The organism is Streptacidiphilus sp. MAP5-3 (genome assembly GCF_041262505.1).
Lineage (GTDB): Bacteria > Actinomycetota > Actinomycetes > Streptomycetales > Streptomycetaceae > Streptacidiphilus.
This window is the reverse complement of record NZ_JBGCCL010000003.1, coordinates 62,621-83,634: the sequence shown is the minus strand read 5'-3', so window position 1 is coordinate 83,634 and position 21,014 is coordinate 62,621. Positions and strand designations below refer to the sequence as shown.

Here is a 21,014-nt window from a genome sequence, read left to right as displayed (position 1 = left end):
CCGACTCAGGTCCTGCTGCTGCGCTCAGACCATGTCAGCTGCCCGCTCATCGCATACCGCTTCCGGAGCTCCTCGGCGACCCGACGCGACGCCGGCGGACGGCCAGGTTTGGCATTCGGCGGCCGCGTGTCGGCGGCAGAGGCGTGCCTCGGCGAGGGCGTTGCCTGGATCGGCATATCGGGTTCGACGTCGTGGTCACCCAGCACGGGGCTGACGTCCTCCCCCGCTGCGGCATCGGCCTCGACTTCGTCCCCCAGCTGCTGCACGCGCAGCTGCTTGTCGAGGGCTTCGAGGCGCTCCAGCATTTCAGCGTCCGGCTGCGGCGTCATCCCGGACAGGCGGCGGTCCTCCGACTCCGCCAGCAGGATCAGCGAGAGACGGGCCTCGGTCGGGCTGATACCCAGCCTGTCCAAGAGGTCAGTGCATTGCCGAGTTACCTGCTCAAGAGTGGGTCGATCCCCGGGCGTGAAGGCAAGCATCGAGGCCACCAACGGCTTCAGTTCCTCAGGCAGACCGGAGAGGTCAGGGTTGATATCCGGATTGGTGATCCTCAGCACAATGCTTTGCCAAGGCCCCCCGCCATACGGCGTGTGGCCGGCCGCAGCGTGCAGCAGGACGGTCCCTAGTCCGTACACATCTGCCGCGCCAGTCACATCGGTCTCGCCACGGGCCTGCTCGGGCGGCATGTAGGGGACGGAGCCGAGGAACGTCCCGGGCTGACTCATCGAACCCTTCGACGCCTCCAGAAAGGCACCAAGGCCGAAATCGATGATCACGGGCCCGAAGGCGCCGAGCATGACGTTCGACGCCTTCAGGTCACGATGCACCAACCCGGCGTTGTGTACCGCGGAGAGACCTTCAGCAAGCAGCTCACCCAGGCTCGCCACCAGTGGTACCGCAAGGACACCCTGCGTCGCGACGACCTCCGCGAGTGAACGCCCGGGAACATAGTCCATGGCCAACCAGGGCTGCTCAGCCAGCGGGTCCGCATCAAGAAAGCGTGCCACCCGGCCCGTACCGGAGATGGTGCGGGCGATCTCCGCCTCCCGCTCAAAGCGGGCACGAGTGTGCGGGTCGGTCCTGTCCGGGCGGATCACTTTGATCGCAACGGGATCGGCATCGACGGAATAGCCCAGGTACACCGCGCCCATGCCGCCGGCCCCAAGGCGCCGCTCGATGGCGTAGGGACCGATGCACTCCGGCTCGTCGTCGTGTGTCACCTGGTTCCCCCTGGCTTCTCCGCTGCCCTTGCGATCGCGGTCGAGGTGACCGCACGGACCAGCACAGCAGGCGCTTCAGAACAGCGCTAGCATCAGCAGATCACGGGTACAGCGTACTGATCAGCGCCGCTCTCCTGGTGCCACATAGAGTAATAGTCAGCAGGCACATGCCCATTCGATCAGAGCTTCGGTCGGTATACGTCCGAGCAGGCCTGGTCAGAGACGCGGCACTTCATCGGGCACTCGCCACGCCCGTGGACACGTTCCGAGCTCGGCCAGACAGCGCCGAAGCCTTGACCCCATCGCGACCGCACCCTGCAGTTCTGCAATCGCGGCCAATGGACCCGAACTGCGGGTAGAGCTCCGCGCATGGAACCGCCCCCATCAGGAAGTCTCGACCTATAGCTTGGTCCTAAGACTTCGACGGAGGAGCGATCAATGACCGACGGTGCCGCGACGCAACGGATCCAGGAGGCCGTGGAAGCCCAGGTCCAGGCGTTCGCTGCAGCAAGCGCCGACGGCTCGCGCCGCGTCGTCGTCAAGACTCTGGGCTCCCCCGCGGTCTACGTCGCCCACGAGGCTCAGCGGGTCACTCCGGCGGCCAGCGTCGCCAAGCTGATCCTGGCTGTCGGGCTCTTCGAAGCGGCGCGCCGGGGCGAGATCGACCTGGATCAGCGCGTCCGGGTGGGCGACCTCAGCCGGACGATGTACCCAAGTGTGATTCAGGCGCTCGACGCCGATACGACGCTCTCGGTCCGCGAAATCTGCGGGTTCGCCATGGTCAGCAGTGACAATCCGGCGACCGAGTACATCCGGCATCTCCTCGGGCAGGAGCGGATCGACGCCGTCATCAAGGACCTGAAGCTGGAGTCCACCGTCATGCCCGTCGGCTTCTCCGAGGCCGAGCTCGGCCCCGTCGGGCGGGCCAACACCACGACGGCGGAGGACATGCTCCGTCTCGTGGAGTACATCCACGATTCCGAACACCTGGATGTCCTGCGCCGCTTCCTGACCAACTACCAGCGCAACGACCGGATCCCGGCTCGACTCGACGACGAGGTGCCCGTCGAGCACAAGACGGGAAGTCTCCGCGGCATCGTCAACGATGCTGGAGTCGTACTTCACCCCCAAGTTCCCATCGCTATGGTGTTTCTGACTAGCCAGCAGACCGATAACGTGCGTACTGCGACAGAGATCGGGGAGGTCTCTGAGCGGATCGTCCGGATCATCACAGAGGGTGCCGCCTACTGACCGAGATGCGCGCCCGCGTCCTCGGGGGGTGAGCGCTTCGTGCAGCGCGGACAGCAGCTCCGCAAGATCCTGGTGCTCGTCAACGTGCTTGCGCTGACAGTGGGCATGGTGTGTGTGGTCACCGCGTCATTACTGTCGCACCAACAGATCGCATCGACGGTGCTCAGCCTCATCGGCGGTGCCTTCGTCTCCGCTGCGGTCGTTACCCTAGCCATCGGCTCCTTGACGGTCCGGGAGACCACCGAGCAGGTTGACAGCGCGGTTCTGCGCGGCCTGCAGGATGTCCTCGGGCCGGCACGCGACCCCCTGTTCGCCGGGGCGCTGTCCTCGTACCGCTGGGACTGCCTGCTCACCTGCCCGTCACCCGCGGATGCTCACCCGGACTACCTCTACCAGAACTTCCGAATCTCGTACCGCATCGAGAACCTGCCCAGGGCGATGCGGCTCGTCTGCATCGCCTCGAACGATGATGCTGCTCTGACCGGTTTCACCGGTCCCGAGTACCTGCTCCGCTGGATGATCGACGACAACCTCGATGTCGACGATCCAGAGATCTTCACGATCGGCGCGGTTCGGGTCGACAACCGGGATCTGGAGCGCAAGCCCCCGACCCACGAAACCGTGGCGGGCGGCAAAGCACGCATCGATCAGTTCGCCGTGCCCCACGAGATTCAGGTGACCGCCGGGCACACGGTTGAGCTGCTCGTCACAGCGCGTAAGTACATCGGCAATGACCGACGCCTGCGCATCCAGGCTCAGGTCTTCGGCCACCTCACCGATGCCGAGTACCGGCTGACGCTTGATCCTCGGCTCAAGCCTTCCCGTCTTCGCGCCAACGCGAGCGAGATCAGCGCGCTGGGCGCGAGTCGTGGGATCCGCACAGGCGCGACGTTCCCTGAACCGTTCGAAAACCTGTCGGGCACGGTGCAGCTGCCGTTCCCGCTCCAGCCGGGCAGCGTGATCAGCTTCACCTTCGACCGGGAGAGCTCGTGAGCGAGGACGGCTGCCCGTGGGGTTACTCGAAACGCGACGACCAGGTCGTGCACTACCCCAAGTCGACCGTGGTCTCCCAGATGGTCCTATCCGCACGGCGCACGATGGGGTGGCCGACTTCGACGGCCTGGCCTTGCTGGTCGAGCATGCGCCGCGTCCAACGCAGTACGGGAACACCCGCCCCTATGAGCAAGGCTTCCGCTTCGTCCTCCGTCGGCATGCCAGCGCTGAGCGACTCCTCGACACGGGCCACCATCACGCCGAGCGAAGCAAGTTGAGCGACCGGCCCACCCGGCCAGGGCTCGTTGATGGGGTCTGCTGCCGAGGTGCCCGCGACGGTCGACCAGCGTACGTAGCTGGTGCCGAGTTCAATCGGCACGCCCGCCTCGTGGTTGACGTAGTGACGGGCCAACAGCGGGTGCCCTTGCAATTCGCCGAACAACGTGGCCAGCTCTGCTGATGCCTTCGTGCGCACGTAGCGGACCTGAACGTGACGTTCGAGCCAGTCGCTGGAACCGTCCGTACCCGCCGCGAGGCCTTCCAAGTCGGCCGAGTGCCGGTAGCGGTCAGGCGACAACCGCTGCACCGGCCACTGCTCGCGCACTCGGTGTCCCGCCCGCGTGCGGGACTCGATCAACCCTTCGTTGCGCAATACTCCGAGCGCGTTGCGGACGGTTGTGAGCGAGACCTCGTACTGACGCTCCAGCTCCGGGAGCGTCGGCAACTGACTGCCCGGCGGGTAAGTCCCGTCGAGGATCCGCGAGCGCAGATCGGCAGCGATCCGCAGGTACCCGGGCCGCTGCTCGTCGAGCGTCACCGCCATCAACTCCCGCTTCGCTGAACGCCGTTTCTGTACTCACGAATTGTGCCGTGTCGGTTGACCCACGCCAAGCATCGAGCCATTCTGAGTACAGAACTTCGTTTCAGTACGTGCAATGAAGGCGGATCGCCCATGCCCACGATGCCCGTGGCCGCGATTTCGAGCCGCTCCTGGCAGACCACGGTCCCCGGCGGCTGGCCGGAGGCATCGCAACTACGTCAATGGGTCCGACGTCGGCTGGAGCCGTCAGTCGGACCGTCGGGCGCCCTCGACGACGCCGTCCTGTTAACCCATCAACTCTTCGTCGCGGTGCTGGCCTCGGCACCCGAGCGCGCCCTGGTCACACTCGCCCTCTGTTCCGGCCGCCTGCGGATCAGCGTCGTCGGACCGAACCCGCTCCCGCCCTGGTCACGCGCCGACTGGGGAATCACCCGCGCCCTGGCCACGGCATACGGGCGAAGCCTGTGCGCCGTCTGGGCCGAAGTCCATCTGCGAAAGGGAGAAGCACCCATGAATCCCACGCCGACGAAGGCTGCCGATGCCGACCTCCGCTTGGACTGGCAACGCAGCTACCCGCTCAGCACCCGAAGCGCGCACACCGCCCGACGAGAGGCCAGGGTCTTCCTCGAGCACGTCCAGGTCGCGGCAGCGAAGCTGGAAGACGCCGTGCTGGTGCTGTCCGAGCTCGCTTCCAACGCCGTACGGCATGGCTACGTCTCGGGGCGTCACCTGCTGGTGCGCATCCGTGTCGAAGGGGACACCGTCCGTTTGGAGGTGTCCGACCCGAGCCCGGTCCTGCCCGCACCAGCCTGCGCGTTGGCCGATGACGAGGGGCGGCGTGGGCTCGTCATCGTCGACGCTCTCTCGACGCGCTGGGGCGTGAGGCACCGTCCCGTCGGCAAGACGGTTTGGGCTGTGATCGGCGGGGAGTTGCAGTGACTGGGTGCGGTTGCGGGCCGATCCTCTGCGCTCCGCACCGCCCCGTGGACGACGCGTGAGAACCGCTCAGCGGTATCGGATCAGTCGGATCGAGATGATCCCCTCGGCGTCGAGCTCCACCGCGCCTTCGCGGGACGGGTCGAGCAGGACGAGTCCCCGCGCCGCCGTGTTGGCCGCCGTGATGAGGCGGCCGACGGACTCACGCCCACGCCGGTCGCGACGCCGGACCCAGGCCAACATACGTGCACCCTGCGGCGCGCGGCCGACGACCGTCAGCGCGGACATCCAGTCGGGGACCTCCACGATCTCCATCGGCTGCCCGAGTTGGGCGATGGTCGGCCCAAACCAGGCTGCCGGACCGGGGGCGGGCGGCAGCGGGAGCCCGTCGACCCCCGGAACGCCTCCGGCCAGCCACTGGTCGAGCCAGCGCCACGGGTCGGTGTTGGGGAGCCCGAACGGAGCGCTGTCGTCCTTCGGGACCAGGAGCGCAGCGTCCAGCATTCCCTCGTGCCAGTCCCCGCCGGCGAGCAGCGCACGGGTGTTGCAGGCGAAGAGCCAGCCGCGACCGAGGTCATCGGCCGGGTCGGGTGCCACCAGGGCGACCTGCCCGCGGTAGGTCTCGCCGAGCCATGCCTCCGCCTTGCGGACGGCCGAGGCCAGGTCCGGCGCGGCGCGGCGCCACTCCGGTGCGGCTACGGCGGCCTCGCCGCGCGGGCGGTGGAGACGAGCGAGGCTGAGCCTGCGCACGCCAGCGGTGTCCAGGCGCGCCAGGCCGCCGGTCTGGCCGTCCAGGACGAAGACTCCGTCGCCGTCGTTGAAGGCGTAGAGCAGGTGGCCGGTGGCCTCCAAACCGCCGAGTTCGCGCTGGACCCAAACCACGCCGCGGGTATCGACGCCTCCCGCGTCGATGGCGGCGAGGACCTGGTTCCAGTCCTCGCAGACCGCAACCTGCGCACCGGAGAAGTAACGGCGGATCAGACGGCTCCACCAGCCCGGCGCCTCGTGGGCCGGCTGCCAAGGCAGCACGGTGGCGGTAGCGCCGGTGATCGCCGCATCCACGGTCAGGACGCAGCCGCGCGCGTTGACGCGGTCCTCCCAGTCGCGACGCAGGCGCGGGCGTGGGTCCTGTTCCAGGGCCATGGCATCGCCCCACGGGTCGGCGTTTCCGGGGTGGAACGGAACGGAACCGTCCTTCGGGACGACGACGGAGGCGTTCAGCATCGGGGTGGTCGGGTAGCCGGGCTGTGCCAGCGGGCGCACCGAGTACCACCACGCTTGGGGGGTCTCGGCGACCGGATCGGGGGCGGCAAGTTCGACGACCGGCCCGTAGAGCTCGTGCAGCCAGGCACGAGCGTGGTCAGTGGGGGAGGCCCAGGTGTTCAACGTCCCGCCCCCGGGCCGTACGGCCATACCCCGGTCTCCAAGTAGCGATCGGCGACCAGGCTCGGCATCGCATCAGGGAGGTAGTCGACTGCGCCAGTGTCCTTGCGGACGTACAGGGCTCGGGACATCGGCCGGTGGTACTCGTCCCCCGTCTCCAGGTACTCCTGGACGTCGAAGGCCACTCGCCAGGCCCAGGCATGCTCCCTGGTCCACTCGGCCCGCAGCACGATCGTCGGCGGAGCGCTGGGGTACTCCTTCTTCAAGAAGGCCCGAACTGCCTCGATCGCTTCATCCCTGTTCACGGCTTGCTGCTCCTTCAGTCATGCAGACGGTAACGCGCTTGGGGCGGATGCGTCGTTGCCGCTATCGGTACGGCATGTACGCCAGGTCGGTGATGTTGTAGCTCTCGAGGTCTGCGAGTTTCCCGGACTGTCCGTCGAGGTAGATGACCCGACCCCCATCGTTGATCACGTTGAACACATGCGCCGAATTGCCGCCTCGGACAAGGATCACCGCGCCACGTGACCCCGGCCCCCGGGCCGCGATGTCCTCGCTGATCGTGTCGTAGCCGTTGACCTGACGGAACTGGGCGTTGGGATCACCCAGTTCCTTCTGGAACAGCTCCTGAGTCTGCGGGATCGAGCGACCTTGCGTGAGCGGAGCGGTGTCCACCTCAACACCGTCGAGCCGACGGTCGACGGTGATCACATTGTTGGTGCAGTTCCGGTTGAAGCCAGGCGTGCCGTCATCGAAGCGTGGTCGGTTGATCTCGTTCATCCAGGGGAACTCTTTGTCGATCAACGCCTGGGCGGCCTCCGGCGACATCGAGCCGGCGTGCAATGCCGGGTAGTTGGTGCGCGTGTCCGGTCGCCACGGCTCGGGCGGCTTGTCGAGGATGCTGTTCAGGTTGTTCAGGTCCGCCGCGCTGCTGTCCAGCATGGCGTTCTCGGTGGCGTCGGCGGTGACGGTCTCGGCCGCTCCGCCCCCGTCGGTTGCCACCGTCTGTACGACGTTGGGGATGAGGTTGCCGAAGGCCTGCGAAGGGTCGGAGGTCCAACCGGACCCGAGCATGGACGCGGTCGCCTTGATCGGGTGTGTGCTCATGTTGAGCAGCCCCGCGACCGTCGTCGACATCCCGTCGAGGTAGGAGGCGGGGTGGGTGAGGTTGTACGGGTCGATCGGGTCCATCGAGCGCGCGAACTTGACGATTCCGAGGGTGCCCTTGAGGATCCCGCCGTCCAGGTGCAAGACCTCGTTCGGCAGGTCCTGGGCGATGTCGTGCGCGTCGTCGTACATCTGCTGGAGGAAGCTCGGCTTCGCCGGTGCCATCGAGGTGGCAGCCGTGATCTTGGCTGCTGCCGTCTCAGCCATGCTGTCGCGCTGTCGACGGGCCTCCGCGAGCGTGGCCTTCGCCGCCTCGCGGTCCGCCTCGCCAGGGTCCTGGAACGGCCGCGGCTGTGTTGGCTTGCTGCCTGGGTTTTGACCGTTTGCCACGGCCTGGTTGTAGGCGCTGGCTTGGGAGTTGTAGGTGTTCACCTCTGCGTCGTAGGCGGTCTTGGCCGTCTGCGTGGCCTGCTGACCCCGGTTGTAGAGCGCGACGGCCTGCTTGGCCTGGCCCTGGGCCCAGGTCACGGTGGACCCGTAGTCCTCCAGAGCGCCCGCAGCGTCGCTGCAGGCGTCAGACGCGTGGCCCCACTGCGGCGGATGGGGAGCGAACTTCGCACGGAAGTTGTCTGCGGCCTTGCCCTGCCAGTGTTCGGTGTCGAGCTTGGTCAGCCCCTGGTGCGTCTCCTCGAAAGCGCCCTCGAAGGAGCGCAGATGGCCAGCAGCCGTGGAGATCACATCGGGGTCACCCCAGATGAGTTCCTTCTCGTCGTCGGTCTCGCCGAGCTCGGCTTCACTGCCCCACCCCGGAAAACCGGGCAGCCGACCTGCCAACGAACCAGGGAGAGGGCTCACTTGAGTTCCCCGGGGACGTTCTCGATGTCCTTGAGGTTCGACGCAGCTGCCCCCAGCGGATTGACCAACGGGCTGCTCTTGGCGAAGTCCTTGCCCTCGTTCGCCCAGGTCGTCTTGGCGTCCTTGGCCGCCTTCTCGAAGGACTTGGCTGAATAGTCAGGCGCGTTGGCCTGTGCGATCTGGGCCAACGACATCTGTTCTGCCTGCTGGTTGGACAGGTGCGGGTCGCTCACTGCTGCCGTGACAGCGTCCTTCATCAAGCCCTTGACGTACTCCTCCTGCTCGTAATAGGCGCCGGCGGAGAGGCCGAGCTTCCCTGCGAAGGTGTTGCCGTCCTGCACCAACGTACGGACGCCCCAGCCCCAGCGGTCGCAGAAGCCGGAGAAGGCCTGGTGGAGGGCATCGTGACCCATCTGCCCGGCTGAGACGTCGATGTTGCCGAAGCCACGGCCCTCCGTCGCCTCGCCCTCGAAGCCGAGCGTCTTCAGCTCGGCGATAGTGTCGTTGAGGCCCTTGGCTGTGCCGTTCAGCGCGTTGATGTCCACCTGGTAGTGGTCGCTCACAGCCCCACACTCCTACGAGCCGAGACGGCCCCGTTCTTCTCGTCGACAGCCGCCCGATCGGGCACGATTCCCCGCACCGGCGGCAGGAGCAACGGCCGATCGCTTCCGACATCGACCGCCACCCCGCAGGGGGAGCCGACCTCCGGGGCCGCCACGTCCAGCAGGAGCGCGCCGTCGATGCGCGCGAACTCCCATGTCACCGCACCGTCACCGCGCGCCACGGCCCATCGGGCGAGCGCAGCAGGGGTGGTGAAGGCGAGCAGCCAGGTGATCCCGCGGTCATCGACCGCGAGTGGCTCGCGATCCTCCGTCGGACAGAGCAGGACGGCACGTCGGAAGGCGTCCACGAGTCGCTCCGGATCGGTGTGCCCCGCGTAGATCGCGGCGACCTCGTCCAAGAGTTCGTCGCTCTCCTGACCGTCCAAGGCTCCCCCAGGCCGTCGTTCCGTTAGTCGCGTCGTGCACTCCTGTATCGGCGCGCTCGCTCACCTTACGTGCTGTCAATGCGCAGGTCAGGGCGCCCACGTGTGGGTCGTAGATCACGGGCAGCACTCTGAGCTGCAGATTCGCAACTTGTCCGTGGCCACGAAATTGAGTACGAATACCTATGCCGGTCCCTGCTTCGCGTCCGTAGCATCATCATTCACGGGGGTCTCGGAGCACAGGGGGGACAGTGAGCGCAGCCACGGGCACGGATCCGTTCTGGCCGCTTTCTCCGGGCACGTCCGCGCCGACCGCTGGGGGTGGCACGGTCTGCGTCGATCCGGCTGCGCTGGAGGCGGAGAGCAAGGTCCTCCAGGAGGTCGGTTCGGCGATCCCCGGGCAGGCAGTGCGGCTCTATGGTCCGTCAGACGACGCCGTCTTCCAGCTCTACGGTTGGCGCATCGCCGCCGCGCTGGACGCCTGCACGGAGGCGTGGGTCGACCTGCTGAGGAAGTTCGGCACCGGCCTCGACCAGAGCGGTGAGAAGCTGCACGCCACGGCGACCAACTACCGCGCCTCCGACACCTCGGCCACGAAGAACTTCCAGAACCTGCTCAACGGGCCCGGCCTCGGGGACGGAGCCTGAGCACAATGGTCACCTTCGCGGAGCTCCTGGACGCCCGGTTTGCCGCCCTCGGGCACGCCGGAGACGCTTACGACGCACTCTCGGCTGCGTTCGAGGGCCACGTGAACGAGGTCGCCACCGTGGCCAACGGCCTCGAACAGAACTGGACGGGACTGGCGGCCATCGAGGCCGCGGCTGCGTTGGGCAAGCAGCAGAACGATCTGACTGCGGCACACGAGGAAATGCTGGGCGTCGGCGTCATCCTCCACGAGGCGGTCGCGGCCTTCACCGTGGCGCAGACCGAGCTGACGGCCGCACTGGAGGCAGCCCGCGCGGCCGACTGCACCGTCGAGCCCGACGGAACCGTGACCGGGCCGCCGATGACCGAGGCCGAGCACCACGACATCGATGCTGCGGAGCAGCGGGGCATCTTGGTCGAGCAGATCGCCGCGCGGATCAGCCAGGCCGTCCAGGCCGCGGACGAGGCCGACGTCCAGTTCGCCGCCCAGCTCAACGCCCTTGCCGGGCACGGACGTGACGGCAGCGGCTTGAACATCGCCACCGCGAACTCCGACCTGAGCAAGCTGGTGCCCGGGAAGTCCGGGCCCAAGGCCGTCAACGCCTGGTGGAACGGCCTGTCCGCCGCCGAGCAGCAGTCCTTCATCCACGATCAGCCGGGCGTCTACGGCAACCTCGACGGCATCCCTGCCGTCGCCCGCAACCAGGCGAACCGGATCTATCTCGGGCAGCTGATCAACCAGTACCAGGCCAACCAGCCGCTCTCGGACATCGACAGCCGCAAGCTCCAGGGCTTCCTCGCGATCCAGTCCAGGCTGGACCACTACCACGAGACGAACCCGCCTCTGCTGCTCATGGGCGTCAACGATCAGGGCCAGGGCCACGGAATCCTGTCCTACGGCAACCCTGACACCGCGGCCAACGTGAGCGTCTACGTGCCGGGACTCGGCACGACACTCTCCGACGTCGGGGGCGGGGACGGCGACCGCGCGATGTACGTGTGGCAGGCCGCGCACGAACTTCCCGGCGCGGGCAGCACCGCCTCCATGGTCTGGCTGGGCTACGACCCTCCCCCGGGGCCCGGCACCGATCCGTCGGTCGTGGAGGTCGCGAGCTCCGAACGCGCTGCCAGCGGGGCGCCGACCTACGATCAGTTCCTGTCCGGCATCCGTGCGACCCACGAGGGTCCGGTGCGGCTTTCCGCCGTCGGCCACAGCTACGGCTCCTACCTGGTAGGACTTGCCGCCCAGCGCCAGGGCGGTACTGGGGCCGACAACATCATCCTGGTTGGCTCGCCCGGCACGGGCGCATCGCACGCGAGCCAACTCGGTGTCGGCAGCGGGCATGTCTGGGTCGGGGCAGCCGCGAACGACCCGGTCACCCAAGTGCCGTCGAAGCTCGATGTCGGCGGCAGCGCGGTCCTCGGGCCCGAACTGGCGCCGATCGTGGCCTCGACGGACCCCCACCAGCTCTGGTTCGGCACCGACCCGGCAAGCGCCCAGTTCGGGGCCCGACGATTCGAGGTCGCCCCTGGCCCCCTGGGCTTGGCCTCGCACTCGGACTACTTCAACCCGAACAGCATGTCCCTGCACAACATGGCAGAGATCGTCACCGGCACCGGGGCGGTCTCAACGGAGGCTCCCCGATGATCCATCCGCGTTTGACCGTTGCCCTGGGTCTCGTCGTACTCGGCCTGACGGGATGCTCAGCGATCGGCAACGCCGCGGGGCAGCCGGCTCCGGTCACGACGACTGCTCAACAAGCCCGTACGAAGGCCGAGGCACTGGTTGACGCCACCGTGGCTCAGGTCCGCCCGGCGATGGACTGGCAGGCCAGCACGGTCACGGCCACCCCGAACTACACCGGAATCGATGGACATTACGACGGCACCGCTCTGGTCTCGCTCGCCAGGTACGCCCCGGTCCAGGTCGCGCGGGACCGCTTGCCCACCTTGGAAGCGGCCATCACCAGGTTTTGGAAAGACAAGGGCTTCCGGGTACAGGTGAGCCATTCGTCGGGGGGAAACACCTTCTGGGCGGACGGCTACGGCTCCCAGATTCACCTCCAGGCCCACAGCGAGGGCAACGACGGCGTGACGGTCTCCGCTGACGTCGGCAACTTCAAGGGACCGGCGAACATCCAGGACCTCGACTCCCTGTTCGGGGGTTCAGTTGGCGGTTCGGCCCCTCCCAAACCGACCGGCGACCCGTACTGGTCGCACTGAGGAGTTTCATCATGAGTCAGGGCTACGAGGTGAACCTCGATCAACTCGAGGTGGTCGTCCGCGGTCTGCGGGCGGTCGCCGACAGCTTGGAGCACCCCAAGAGCAGTGCGCGCTACGACACCACCGTGCCGCCCGGCATGCTCGGCACCGGCTTCGACGGCGCGGCCTCACTGACGACCCAGCACGGCACGATGCAGGACTGGCTCGAAGGCGTCATCGGCCAGCTCCAGGACTTCATCAACACGCACGCGGGCCAGACGAAGCAGGCTGCCGACGCCTACGGCGAACAGGAGTATCAGACCAAGCAGGACCTGTACTCCGCCGGAGGCAACTGAGCAACAGCACCGCGTTCTACGAGGCATTGACACCAGGGGAGAAGAGAAGTGGGCGGCGCGCCGTCACAGAGCGGACAGTCCGCGGCAGGGAACTACTGCACGGACTTCGAGTCGTCCGGCATCGGCGGACTGGTCGGCCTGCGGCAGATGATCCAGGATGCGGATCCCGCCGGGCTGGAGAACGTCTCGTACAAGTGGCGCGTGATACACGACGCCCTGGTGGAGGCGCAGCAGGCTCTGGGTGACCATACGCGAGCTGCGACCGAGCACTGGTCCGGCAGTGCGTCGGATGCGTTCTCCGCGCGGGCGGACGAGCTGGCCCAGTCGCTCGGCAACGGAGCGGACTACGCACTGAACGCCGCTGACGGTACTTCCATGGCTGCGAGGGCCCTGCGCGATGCCCAGGGCAGGATGCCGAGCGTGCCGAACACGGTCGACGAGTTCAAGCGGTGGGCGACGAGCGAGACTTCGGACAGCCAGTTCAAGTCGGATCTGGCGAGCGGCATGAGCCGTTCAGCCGCGCTCCAGCGCGACGGCAGCCAGCTCTCGTTGTTGGAAGAGCGTCACCAGCAGGCCATCGTGGTCATGCAGGAGTTGGAGGGCGAGTACGAGTCGGCCGCAGCCAGGATCGGACAGCCAGCCTCTCCAACAGTGCGGACGGACTCGAGTGTCTTCCCACCTCCTCCGAGCAACAAACCGGTCGCGAGCACCCCTCGATCGTCCGTTAACCGTGTCGAGGAAGCCCCGGTGGCTCCTGGCCAGGAGGCACCGGCAGGGTCTACCTGGGTCGGTGGCGGTCAGGCGCGGACCCGAACCTCGGCCGCCTCGCCGGAAACGTCGACCTCTCAACTCGACGGAGCCACGGGAATCGGTGAGCCGACCGGATCAACCACCTCTCGTACGGGCTCCGGCGGTACAGCCCCGGGAGCAGGCCCTGGCGGGCGTCGGCCGGGTCCAGCAGGTGCTGAGGCGGCTGACTCTCTCGCGGTGAGGGGCAGGCCCGGCCGGCGCAGCGAGAACTCCGAGGTCTCCCAGGCCGGTGAGGACGTGAAGGGCGTTCAAGGCACAGGGGCAGAGATCCCGACGGACTCCGCTCAGGCACCGTCGGACAGTCAGATCCCCACGGAGGACACCGCACGCCCGGGTAGCGGTTCTCCCACTGCCTACACAGAGTCGTCGACTTCGACGAGCGCCACAGCCGCACCTGGCACTGAAGACCCAACGGGCTCCGAGGGCATACCCTCCGGACTGGGTGGAGCGGGCGCGCTCGGTCCGGGCCGAAAGGTGAACCGGCGCCGGAGACGGCGACGGCACTACGGCCTGGAGGAGGACGGACCACTCGGCGACGAGCTCAACGGACACGACGGGATCAACGAACGATTCGAACCTCCGGTCATAGAGCCCTGCGACGGCGTGAAAGGCGGCTCGGCTTCGTATCGGCCGTTGCCGCCCGATGACGGGAAGGACATCTCCGCACCCGTGGTCCACATGCTCGGCGGCAGGCGTCCGTCCCGTGGGAAAGCAGGTCCTGGCCCGGCAACCGGCCAGGATCCGGGGGACGGGTCCACGGCTAATCCGTCTGTGATCGAATAGCACGTGCTGCAAGTGGTTGGGGCGGGCTCCGGTCTCGCGCGGAACGGCAAGGAACTGGCTGAGGGAGACGATGCGTAGCACCACCACACTGGGGGCCGCGTTCGCTGGGCTCGGACTCCTGATGACCGCAGCCGCGCCGGCAGGGGCAGACCAAGTCCGCAGCGCTGAGTGGCCGTTGACCGTCTTCCACGCCGCCGATCGCGTCTGGCCCCACTCCACCGGCAACGGTGTAGTCGTCGCCGTCATCGACACCGGCGTGCGCGCCGCGCACCAGGACCTCACCGGCCATGTTCTGTCGGGCAAGGACTTCAGCACCGGAGGAGACGGCCACACCGATCGCGACCCGGAGGGCCACGGCACCGCCATGGCCAGCCTCATCGCGGGCCAGGGGCATGGCCCCGATCATGGTGAGGGCATCGAGGGGCTCGCACCCGGCGCCGAGATCATGCCGCTGGGCGTCGACAGTACGGGGACAGCCAACCTTGACACCCAGGAGATTCCCGACGCCATCTACTACGCGGTGGGCCACGGTGCGCAGGTCATCAGCATGAGCCTCGCGAGCCCGGCGCCGGAAGCTGCCATGGAGCAAGCCATCGCTGACGCCGAAGCCCACAACGTGGTGGTTGTCGCGGCTGCGGGGAACGAAGGTGGTAGCCAACTCGACTGGCCAGCCGCCTACCCCGGCGTCATCTCCGTCGGCGCGGCCGATCGCAACGGCGTGCTCTGGCCCGACTCCAACACCGGAGCCCAGCTCACGCTCACTGCACCCGGCGTCCGCGTGGTCGCCGCCGCATCGAGCAGCGACTCCGCCTACACAATCGCGGACGGTACGAGTAACTCCACCGCCTACGTCGCGGCCACGGCAGCTCTTGTCCGGTCAGCATTCCCGAACCTAACGGCGGGGCAGGTGGTCAACCGGCTCATCAAGTCCGCCATTAACCCTGACGGTGTGACCCACGACAGCAAGTACGGCTACGGCATCATCCGCCCCGACGCGGCGCTGACGTTCAACATTCCGCCGGGCCCTGCAGCCGGTCCGCTGCCGCAGGCGACCGGCTCGGCCCCCACCAGCAGCGCCGCGCCCCCGCAGGCAGCGAGCCAGAACACCGCCCACCAGGCGTCCGTCTGGACCTACGGCGGGATCGCCGCCGCGCTGGTCGCGCTTATCGCTGGAGGAGCGGCCCTGGTCTGGCGGCGCACGCGGCGTCGGCAGAGTGCGTACTGATGGTGGGCCTCCTCGACGATCCCCGCCTGTTGTGGATCTTCTCCGGCCCCGAGGGCGAGGACATCGGCCTGACCCTGGACGGCTTCGCACAGGCACTCTCCGTCCGCGAGCCTGAACCCTTCACCAGCATCTGGGACAGCCCGGCAGACGGGCCCTACGCGGGAACCACGATGACGTTCGCCATCACCCTCGCCGGGGAGCTCGTTGAGGGCATCGTCAGCACTCGCAGCGAAGGAGTCTCGCTGCGGGAAGCGACCGCGACTGAGGCGGTCGAGTTCGCCATCTGGATGCGCGACGCGCTCGTCGCCGACCGCGCGGTGCTGACGGTGAACACCCGACAGGGAACGGAAGACGACCTACCCGATATCCCGGTCACCGGCCGGCCCGACAGCCAGCTCGCCGAAGGATTCAACGAACACGCACGGGCAGTCGCGTAGAGAGCATGGGTTGTCCCGTAAAGGCAGATGAGCCCGGACGAAAGCGCGGTACGGTCCCGGGCGTGGAGCCCTCGGATCCTGGATGCCCAGCTCACGGACCCGGAATCGATCCGCGGTCGCTGGTCGGCCGCCGGCTGGTCCGCCTGGCGGCGTCCTGGCATGTGTACCAGGGCCGGAGGAACGGCGCACCGGTTGACTTATGGCTGGTCGATGATCACGGCGCAACCACCCACGTGATGAGCGGAACGGACTGGTGCCTCGTGGTCGACCAGGCCGAGCCCTACGAGGGCTACGACATGGGCGACTGGGGTCGAATCGACGTCCAGCTCGACTCCGACGAAACCCCCTTCGCGCGTCACCTCGGTGAAACTGTGCTCGCCACCCGGGAGGAGTGGGAGCCGATCACGGGACGCACCGCGCTTGAGCTGGACTTCGAATCAGGGACCGTCCGCTGCGAGAGCTGGGCCGGCGACCTCCGCATCACTCCCCTCACTCCCCTCGACCGGCCCAGAGGCCCAAGCACATCGGCGCCGTGATCTTGTCGCGGCAGCCACGCTCTCGATCGCGGCGGCGACCACCCGGTTGACGCGCGTTGGTCGTCTGCACGCTGCAGTCCCGTTCAGCTCAGCTGAGCGGGCTTCTCCCGTCCCGGCGTCCATCCCCGCAGTTGGGAACTCACTGTGGTGCAGGGGTCGCGAAGACGCTCCCGATGGCGGCGACCGCGAGCAGAGGCGACACAGCGGCCAACAGCAATCGGCCCTTGCGAGGCATCCAGTAGGCGGGCAGCCACTGCAGCACCGCCATGACCACACTGGCGATGATGAGCCACCCCGTGCGTGCGAGAGCCGCAAACGCGCTTGGGCAGTCGGCTGCTGAGTCACACGTGTCGGTCGTCCCCATCCCCGACAACATGCACAAAAAGATTGCGATCGGCAGCACGATGGAGGCGACGGCCATGGACGCCAACGGTGGCTGCCACCAGCTGGCGGGACGTTTCGTGGTGTGCGCGCCGGGTGCGACGGACGTAGACATGCCGCCACGATCGTCCATGGGCTCCAGGTTCGGCATCTGCACAGGTACTCAAGTCTCCTGAGTCATCCGCGTCATCAGAGGTCTTCAGGCGTGAATCGCGGGGGGGTCGGTCCAGCGGTGGCTGGTAGGCGCTGCCTCATTCCGTCTCCTGGGCGCACGACGTTGCCGCGGCAGCCTCACCGTTGACGAGTAGCGGCCGTGGTCTTCCTCGACGGCGACGGGTGTCTACGCCACCATGCGCGCGTGGTCGGCGAACGCCTCCAGTAGTTGCTCGTCGGTCCGGCCGCTGATCTGGATGTCGGAGAGTTCGTCTTCCATCCCCTGCCGGGTGTTCGCCGTGAGCGTCCTTCCCTCGGCGATCAAGGCGTCGCGCATCCACGCGGCGAACTCCACGGCCTCGGCGACGGTGGCGTCCTGGATCGACGCGCCCTGGCCGCGCACGCTGACGACGCCTTCGATGTCCTGGCCGGCCAAGGTGATGCCGAAGGTCATCGTGGTGCCCTCATACGCTCCATCCGCTGGGTCGTCCCACATACTGGTGAACGGCTCGAGCTCACGAGCGGCCAGCGCTTCGGCGAAGCCGGTCAAAGTGAGCCCGGTGTCCTCGCCTTCGGGCCCGGAGAAGATCCACAACAGGCGGAGATCGTCGAGGACGTCGGCGGTGCTAGCGGACACGGCTGGGACCTTTCGCTGCGGTTCACGGGACGTAGCGGGCGTAGCCTTTGAGACCGTACGCGGCCATCATGACGCGCCAGGGCGGGAGCCTTGTCCACCGGACAGGCCGCACAAGGATGCCAAGCCGCTGAGGCGATGAGTGGGAGACAGGACCGACGGGGCAATCTCTGCCCCCAGCGTGAACACCGGCACGCCCGTACCCACCGACTGGGCGCTGATGGGTGAGCTCCTCTGCGAGCACCGAGGTCGTGCTGCGGCACTGGCCATGCTCGTGAGCGCGGCGCTCGTAGCCCGGATCGGAGAATGCCCCCAACTCGTCCTCGACATCTGCGTCCTGGGTGTGCTCGGACCAATCCTCAGCATTGTGGACCTACGGCTGCAACGTCTGCCGGATGCTGTCGTGCTTCCCGGTGCTGTCCTCGTCGCTGTGCAGGTGCTGATCGCTGCCTTCCTCGAGCTCAACGGAGCGGGCCTTCTCCTCCGCGAGGCCTTCGGGGTCGTCATCACCCTGGCCCTGCTCGGCGTACTCGCTGCCCTGCCGGGAGACCACCTCGGGTGGGGAGACGTGAAGGTCAGCGCGGGGCTGCTCGCGCCCGTCTGTGCCTGCACGAGCCTCTCGGCCTTGCTCGAAGCCGCGCTTCTCGCGTTCGGGAGCGCCGCGGTGGGACTGGTCACTTCCCGGCGGCAGGCGGCCCGTAGAGCACTCGGGCCGTACCTCTTCCTCGGCACGCTCGTAGTCGTCCTCTGGCATGGAGCGCGCTGACCGGGAGTGGAGCCATCCCTCGAACGTGTGTCAACGGGTCACTCTTCGGAGCGGTTGTAGAAGCTCGCCAAAGTTCCAGCTCACGGCGGTTGGGCGGGTCGACTGCTGTCGCTCGTAGGAGTGAGGTTCCGGCCCTGGGGGATCCCTTCGACCACGGAGAGCTTCTAAACATGTAGCTCACGGTTAGCCATATGCCACTGACACAGCCGAGGTTCGAGGGATGCACATGAACGGATGGGGAAGCCGCCAGCGCCTGACCGGGATGCTTGTCGGCGGGGCCTTGGTAATCACCGTTCTGACGGGCTGCGTGAGCGCTAGTCAGCCTGCTGCTTCGAGTACGACGTCGTCCGGGACACCGGCGGCGGCAAGCTCACCGACGAAGGCAGCCTCGGCTGACAGCGCTCTGCCCAGCCCCTGGGCTTCGCAGAGCGGCAGCCCGGCTCAGCAAGCCGCCGCTGCCGACGCGCTCGCCGCCTACCGCGGGATGTGGTCCGACCTCGCCGCGCTTGGTCAGACACCGGACGGCTACAAGAATCCGAAGCTGGCCACTCACATGCTCTACGCCCCGCTGAGCCAGTGGTCCCAGGAGCTGGCCGACAACGCCAAGCTCGACGAGATCACGACCGGGGCTCCGAGCATCGACCCCGAGGTGGTGAAGGTCGGCGCAGGGGCGAAGCCGACGCAGGTCGAGATCGCGGACTGCTTCGACAACAGCAGCTGGCCGGTCGTGAACGCCAAGACACGCAAGCCGACGGACAACAAGCCGGCCGTCCGGGAGCGCAGTGAGGCGATGGTCACGCTCGACACGGACGGGTACTGGAAGGTGACGCAGCAGGTGTTCGCGCAGGCCGGCTCATGCTGAGGCGCCCAGTCGGGCGGGTGGCGACTGCCCTGGTCGGAACCGTGGTTGCGTTGTTGCCGCTCGGACACCGGGCGGACGCGCATGGCAACGGGCCGGCCGGGTCTGCCACCGTCTCCTGCGGGTCGGGGCAAGGCGGTTGCGATCTCGGGGCCCAGATGAACTGGCAGAGTCCGTCTGGTTCGAGTTCGTCCGGAGGGGCATCCGGATCCGGAACGGGTGGGTCATCCGGCTCCCAGTGCGAGATCGATCCGGTGGGCACTCCCACGACGGCCCCTGACGGAACGAAGTGGATGTTCTACCGGCGAAACTGCGGTGGCTATGAGGAGGGACTCCTCAACGGCCCCGCGCTGCCGAACTGGGCACCCGTGGGCCAGCCTTCGGCGCCGCCACCGCCCGTGGACCCGCAGGTGGTGGCCCTGCAAGCGGAGAAGCAGCTGGTGCTGCCCAAGCCGGTTGTGGCGATGAGCCCTTCGGGATTCCAGGTGGTGAACGTCCCGACCTGGTTCTGGCTGGCGTCCGCGAGCTGGTCGCCGGTTTCGTCGACCGCCCAGGTGCCGGGTGTGGCTGTGACGGCGACGGCGACGCCGGTGTCGGCGGACTGGGATCCGGGCGACGGAGGTTCCTCCGTCCACTGCGTGGGTGCCGGGACGCCGTTCGCCAGAGGGGATGACCCTTCGAAGCCGTCGCCGGACTGCGGCCACGTCTACAGGCACGGGTCCGCGTCGGCGTCTGGCGGGACGTACACCGTGACGACCACCGTCCATTGGCGGGTCGCCTGGAACGGAGCCGGGCAGAGCGGAGTGTTCCCCGACCTGGCGTCGACGAGCCAGGTGACGGCGCAGGTGCGTGAGGTGCAGGCGCTCGTGAACGGGCATCCGGGCGCGTAATCGGAAGGCAGCCCGGTCCCGGGCGATCCCGGACGGGCGAACTCAACAGTCAGGTGAAGAGATTGTTGGTGAAGAAGCAGTCGGTGAGCGCTGAGCTGCCAGGCCGGCGGCGCAGCTCCGAGAACGGCGACGACGTCGGAGGGCGCACTACGAAAGGCGCGCGCATCGCGCCCGTCGCCGGGCGGAGGAATCTGCGGTTGGCGTGGATGGCGGCGGGCCTGCTGGTGGTGTCCGCGCTCGGGGTGCAGTGGCGGGTTGCGTCGGCGGGTGAGCGGGTTCGGCTCCTGGCGCTGGCCCACCCGGTCTCGGCGGGCCACGTGCTCAGCGCGTCGGATCTGACCGAGGTGGCCGTCCCACCGGGAAGCGGTGTGGCCGGGATCCCGGCGGATGAGGAGTCGTCCCTGGTGGGCAGGCGAGTCGCGGTCTCCCTGTGGGCGGGCGCACCGCTATCACGTGCGGCGTTGGCTGATCCGGCTCCCGCGCCCGGGGTTCAGGTGACCGGGCTGCTGGTGAAGGAAGGCCACTATCCGGCTCAGCTGGCGGCCGGGGACAGCGTGGTCGTCTACGACCGGGGCTCTGACTCACCGGCTACCCAGACCGGCGGCGCGAGCTCCGCAGCGAGCACGGCCAGCTCTCCGCCTCAAGGGCTGGTGCTGTCGGTACTGCCGGCGAGCGAGCCTGGAGAGGTCGTCGTCACGGTGCAGGCGTCGCCTGCCGACGCCGCGCAGATGGCTCAAGTAACGGAGCCACAGCTGGCGTTGACTGCACCGGACGGGAGGTGAGTGGC

Annotated in this window: 23 protein-coding genes; 14 read left to right on the top strand and 9 right to left on the bottom strand. The window is 67.8% G+C overall.

Translation table 11 applies throughout. The annotated features are described in order from the left end of the window. Positions 1–5: 5 nt before the first annotated feature. Positions 6–1,220, bottom strand: coding sequence for a serine/threonine-protein kinase (locus tag ABH928_RS06830; RefSeq protein ID WP_370063164.1), 1,215 nt, complete (start codon positions 1,218–1,220; stop codon positions 6–8). A gap of 438 nt (positions 1,221–1,658) precedes the next feature. Here ABH928_RS06830 and ABH928_RS06825 point away from each other — a divergent pair, with 438 nt between their 5' ends. Further along, the gene (locus ABH928_RS06825; protein ID WP_370063162.1) at positions 1,659–2,471 is read left to right on the top strand and encodes a serine hydrolase; all 813 of its coding nucleotides are present in this window, start codon (positions 1,659–1,661) and stop codon (positions 2,469–2,471) included. A gap of 39 nt (positions 2,472–2,510) precedes the next feature. Further along, entirely contained in the window at positions 2,511–3,464 is a 954-nt protein-coding gene (locus ABH928_RS06820; protein ID WP_370063160.1) for a hypothetical protein, read from the top strand. Between the two features lie 52 nt (positions 3,465–3,516). Here the strand turns inward: ABH928_RS06820 and ABH928_RS06815 are convergent, their stop codons facing one another. Next, a complete protein-coding gene (locus ABH928_RS06815; protein WP_370063158.1) occupies positions 3,517–4,281 on the bottom strand; it encodes a GntR family transcriptional regulator in 765 nt (254 codons plus the stop codon). A 144-nt stretch (positions 4,282–4,425) separates the two neighbouring features. Here ABH928_RS06815 and ABH928_RS06810 point away from each other — a divergent pair, with 144 nt between their 5' ends. Next, entirely contained in the window at positions 4,426–5,223 is a 798-nt protein-coding gene (locus ABH928_RS06810) for an ATP-binding protein (protein ID WP_370063156.1), read from the top strand. A gap of 66 nt (positions 5,224–5,289) precedes the next feature. On the opposite strand, the gene ABH928_RS06805 is transcribed toward ABH928_RS06810, so the two are convergent. From ABH928_RS06805 to ABH928_RS06785, 5 genes are all read right to left on the bottom strand, one after another. Further along, positions 5,290–6,633 (bottom strand): YrhB domain-containing protein, encoded by a 1,344-nt coding sequence (locus ABH928_RS06805; protein ID WP_370063154.1) that lies wholly within the window; start codon positions 6,631–6,633, stop codon positions 5,290–5,292. Then, positions 6,603–6,908, bottom strand: coding sequence for a YrhB domain-containing protein (locus tag ABH928_RS06800; protein ID WP_370063152.1), 306 nt, complete (start codon positions 6,906–6,908; stop codon positions 6,603–6,605). The genes ABH928_RS06805 and ABH928_RS06800 overlap by 31 nt, the downstream gene beginning before the upstream one ends. Before the next feature lie 61 nt (positions 6,909–6,969). Next, on the bottom strand, positions 6,970–8,565 hold the full coding sequence (locus tag ABH928_RS06795; RefSeq protein WP_370063150.1) for a putative T7SS-secreted protein: 1,596 nt from the start codon (positions 8,563–8,565) through the stop codon (positions 6,970–6,972). After that, positions 8,562–9,128 carry a hypothetical protein gene (locus ABH928_RS06790; protein ID WP_370063148.1) on the bottom strand — a complete coding sequence of 189 codons (567 nt, stop codon included), beginning with the start codon at positions 9,126–9,128 and terminating at the stop codon, positions 8,562–8,564. Before ABH928_RS06790 ends, ABH928_RS06795 begins: the two co-directional genes overlap by 4 nt. Next, the gene (locus ABH928_RS06785) at positions 9,125–9,553 is read right to left on the bottom strand and encodes an SseB family protein (RefSeq protein ID WP_370063146.1); all 429 of its coding nucleotides are present in this window, start codon (positions 9,551–9,553) and stop codon (positions 9,125–9,127) included. The genes ABH928_RS06790 and ABH928_RS06785 overlap by 4 nt, the downstream gene beginning before the upstream one ends. Positions 9,554–9,801: 248 nt before the next feature. Here ABH928_RS06785 and ABH928_RS06780 point away from each other — a divergent pair, with 248 nt between their 5' ends. The 7 genes from ABH928_RS06780 to ABH928_RS06750 all read left to right on the top strand — a co-directional run bounded on the left by ABH928_RS06780 (position 9,802) and on the right by ABH928_RS06750 (position 16,544). Continuing rightward, a complete protein-coding gene (locus tag ABH928_RS06780; RefSeq protein WP_370063144.1) occupies positions 9,802–10,197 on the top strand; it encodes a hypothetical protein in 396 nt (131 codons plus the stop codon). Between the two features lie 5 nt (positions 10,198–10,202). Next, a complete protein-coding gene (locus tag ABH928_RS06775; protein ID WP_370063142.1) occupies positions 10,203–11,843 on the top strand; it encodes an alpha/beta hydrolase in 1,641 nt (546 codons plus the stop codon). Continuing rightward, complete coding sequence (locus tag ABH928_RS06770) at positions 11,840–12,418, top strand: hypothetical protein (RefSeq protein ID WP_370063140.1); 579 nt, start codon at positions 11,840–11,842, stop codon at positions 12,416–12,418. The genes ABH928_RS06775 and ABH928_RS06770 overlap by 4 nt, the downstream gene beginning before the upstream one ends. 11 nt (positions 12,419–12,429) lie before the next feature. Next, positions 12,430–12,753 carry a hypothetical protein gene (locus tag ABH928_RS06765; protein WP_370063138.1) on the top strand — a complete coding sequence of 108 codons (324 nt, stop codon included), beginning with the start codon at positions 12,430–12,432 and terminating at the stop codon, positions 12,751–12,753. A gap of 1,768 nt (positions 12,754–14,521) precedes the next feature. Beyond that, positions 14,522–15,571 (top strand): type VII secretion-associated serine protease mycosin, encoded by a 1,050-nt coding sequence (gene mycP, locus ABH928_RS06760; RefSeq protein WP_370063136.1) that lies wholly within the window; start codon positions 14,522–14,524, stop codon positions 15,569–15,571. Then, positions 15,571–16,008 carry a hypothetical protein gene (locus tag ABH928_RS06755; RefSeq protein ID WP_370063134.1) on the top strand — a complete coding sequence of 146 codons (438 nt, stop codon included), beginning with the start codon at positions 15,571–15,573 and terminating at the stop codon, positions 16,006–16,008. The genes mycP and ABH928_RS06755 overlap by 1 nt, the downstream gene beginning before the upstream one ends. A gap of 236 nt (positions 16,009–16,244) precedes the next feature. After that, positions 16,245–16,544: a hypothetical protein gene (locus ABH928_RS06750; RefSeq protein WP_370063132.1), complete on the top strand. Its 300-nt coding sequence runs from the start codon at positions 16,245–16,247 to the stop codon at positions 16,542–16,544. A gap of 139 nt (positions 16,545–16,683) precedes the next feature. Here ABH928_RS06750 and ABH928_RS06745 read toward each other — a convergent pair whose 3' ends face one another. Both ABH928_RS06745 and ABH928_RS06740 read right to left on the bottom strand, forming a co-directional pair. Continuing rightward, positions 16,684–16,965, bottom strand: a complete 282-nt coding sequence (locus ABH928_RS06745) for a hypothetical protein (RefSeq protein WP_370063130.1) — start codon at positions 16,963–16,965, stop codon at positions 16,684–16,686. 300 nt (positions 16,966–17,265) lie between these two features. Then, positions 17,266–17,715, bottom strand: a complete 450-nt coding sequence (locus ABH928_RS06740) for a hypothetical protein (RefSeq protein ID WP_370063128.1) — start codon at positions 17,713–17,715, stop codon at positions 17,266–17,268. A 178-nt stretch (positions 17,716–17,893) separates the two neighbouring features. Between ABH928_RS06740 and ABH928_RS06735 the strand changes: the two genes are divergently transcribed. The 4 genes from ABH928_RS06735 (at position 17,894) to ABH928_RS06720 (ending at position 21,009) form a co-directional block, all read left to right on the top strand. Then, a complete protein-coding gene (locus ABH928_RS06735) occupies positions 17,894–18,478 on the top strand; it encodes a hypothetical protein (protein WP_370063126.1) in 585 nt (194 codons plus the stop codon). A gap of 307 nt (positions 18,479–18,785) precedes the next feature. Beyond that, positions 18,786–19,340 carry a hypothetical protein gene (locus tag ABH928_RS06730; protein WP_370063124.1) on the top strand — a complete coding sequence of 185 codons (555 nt, stop codon included), beginning with the start codon at positions 18,786–18,788 and terminating at the stop codon, positions 19,338–19,340. A gap of 290 nt (positions 19,341–19,630) precedes the next feature. Beyond that, a complete protein-coding gene (locus tag ABH928_RS06725; protein ID WP_370063122.1) occupies positions 19,631–20,227 on the top strand; it encodes a hypothetical protein in 597 nt (198 codons plus the stop codon). 83 nt (positions 20,228–20,310) lie between these two features. Then, positions 20,311–21,009, top strand: coding sequence for an SAF domain-containing protein (locus ABH928_RS06720; RefSeq protein ID WP_370063120.1), 699 nt, complete (start codon positions 20,311–20,313; stop codon positions 21,007–21,009). The last annotated feature ends 5 nt before the right edge of the window (positions 21,010–21,014 follow it).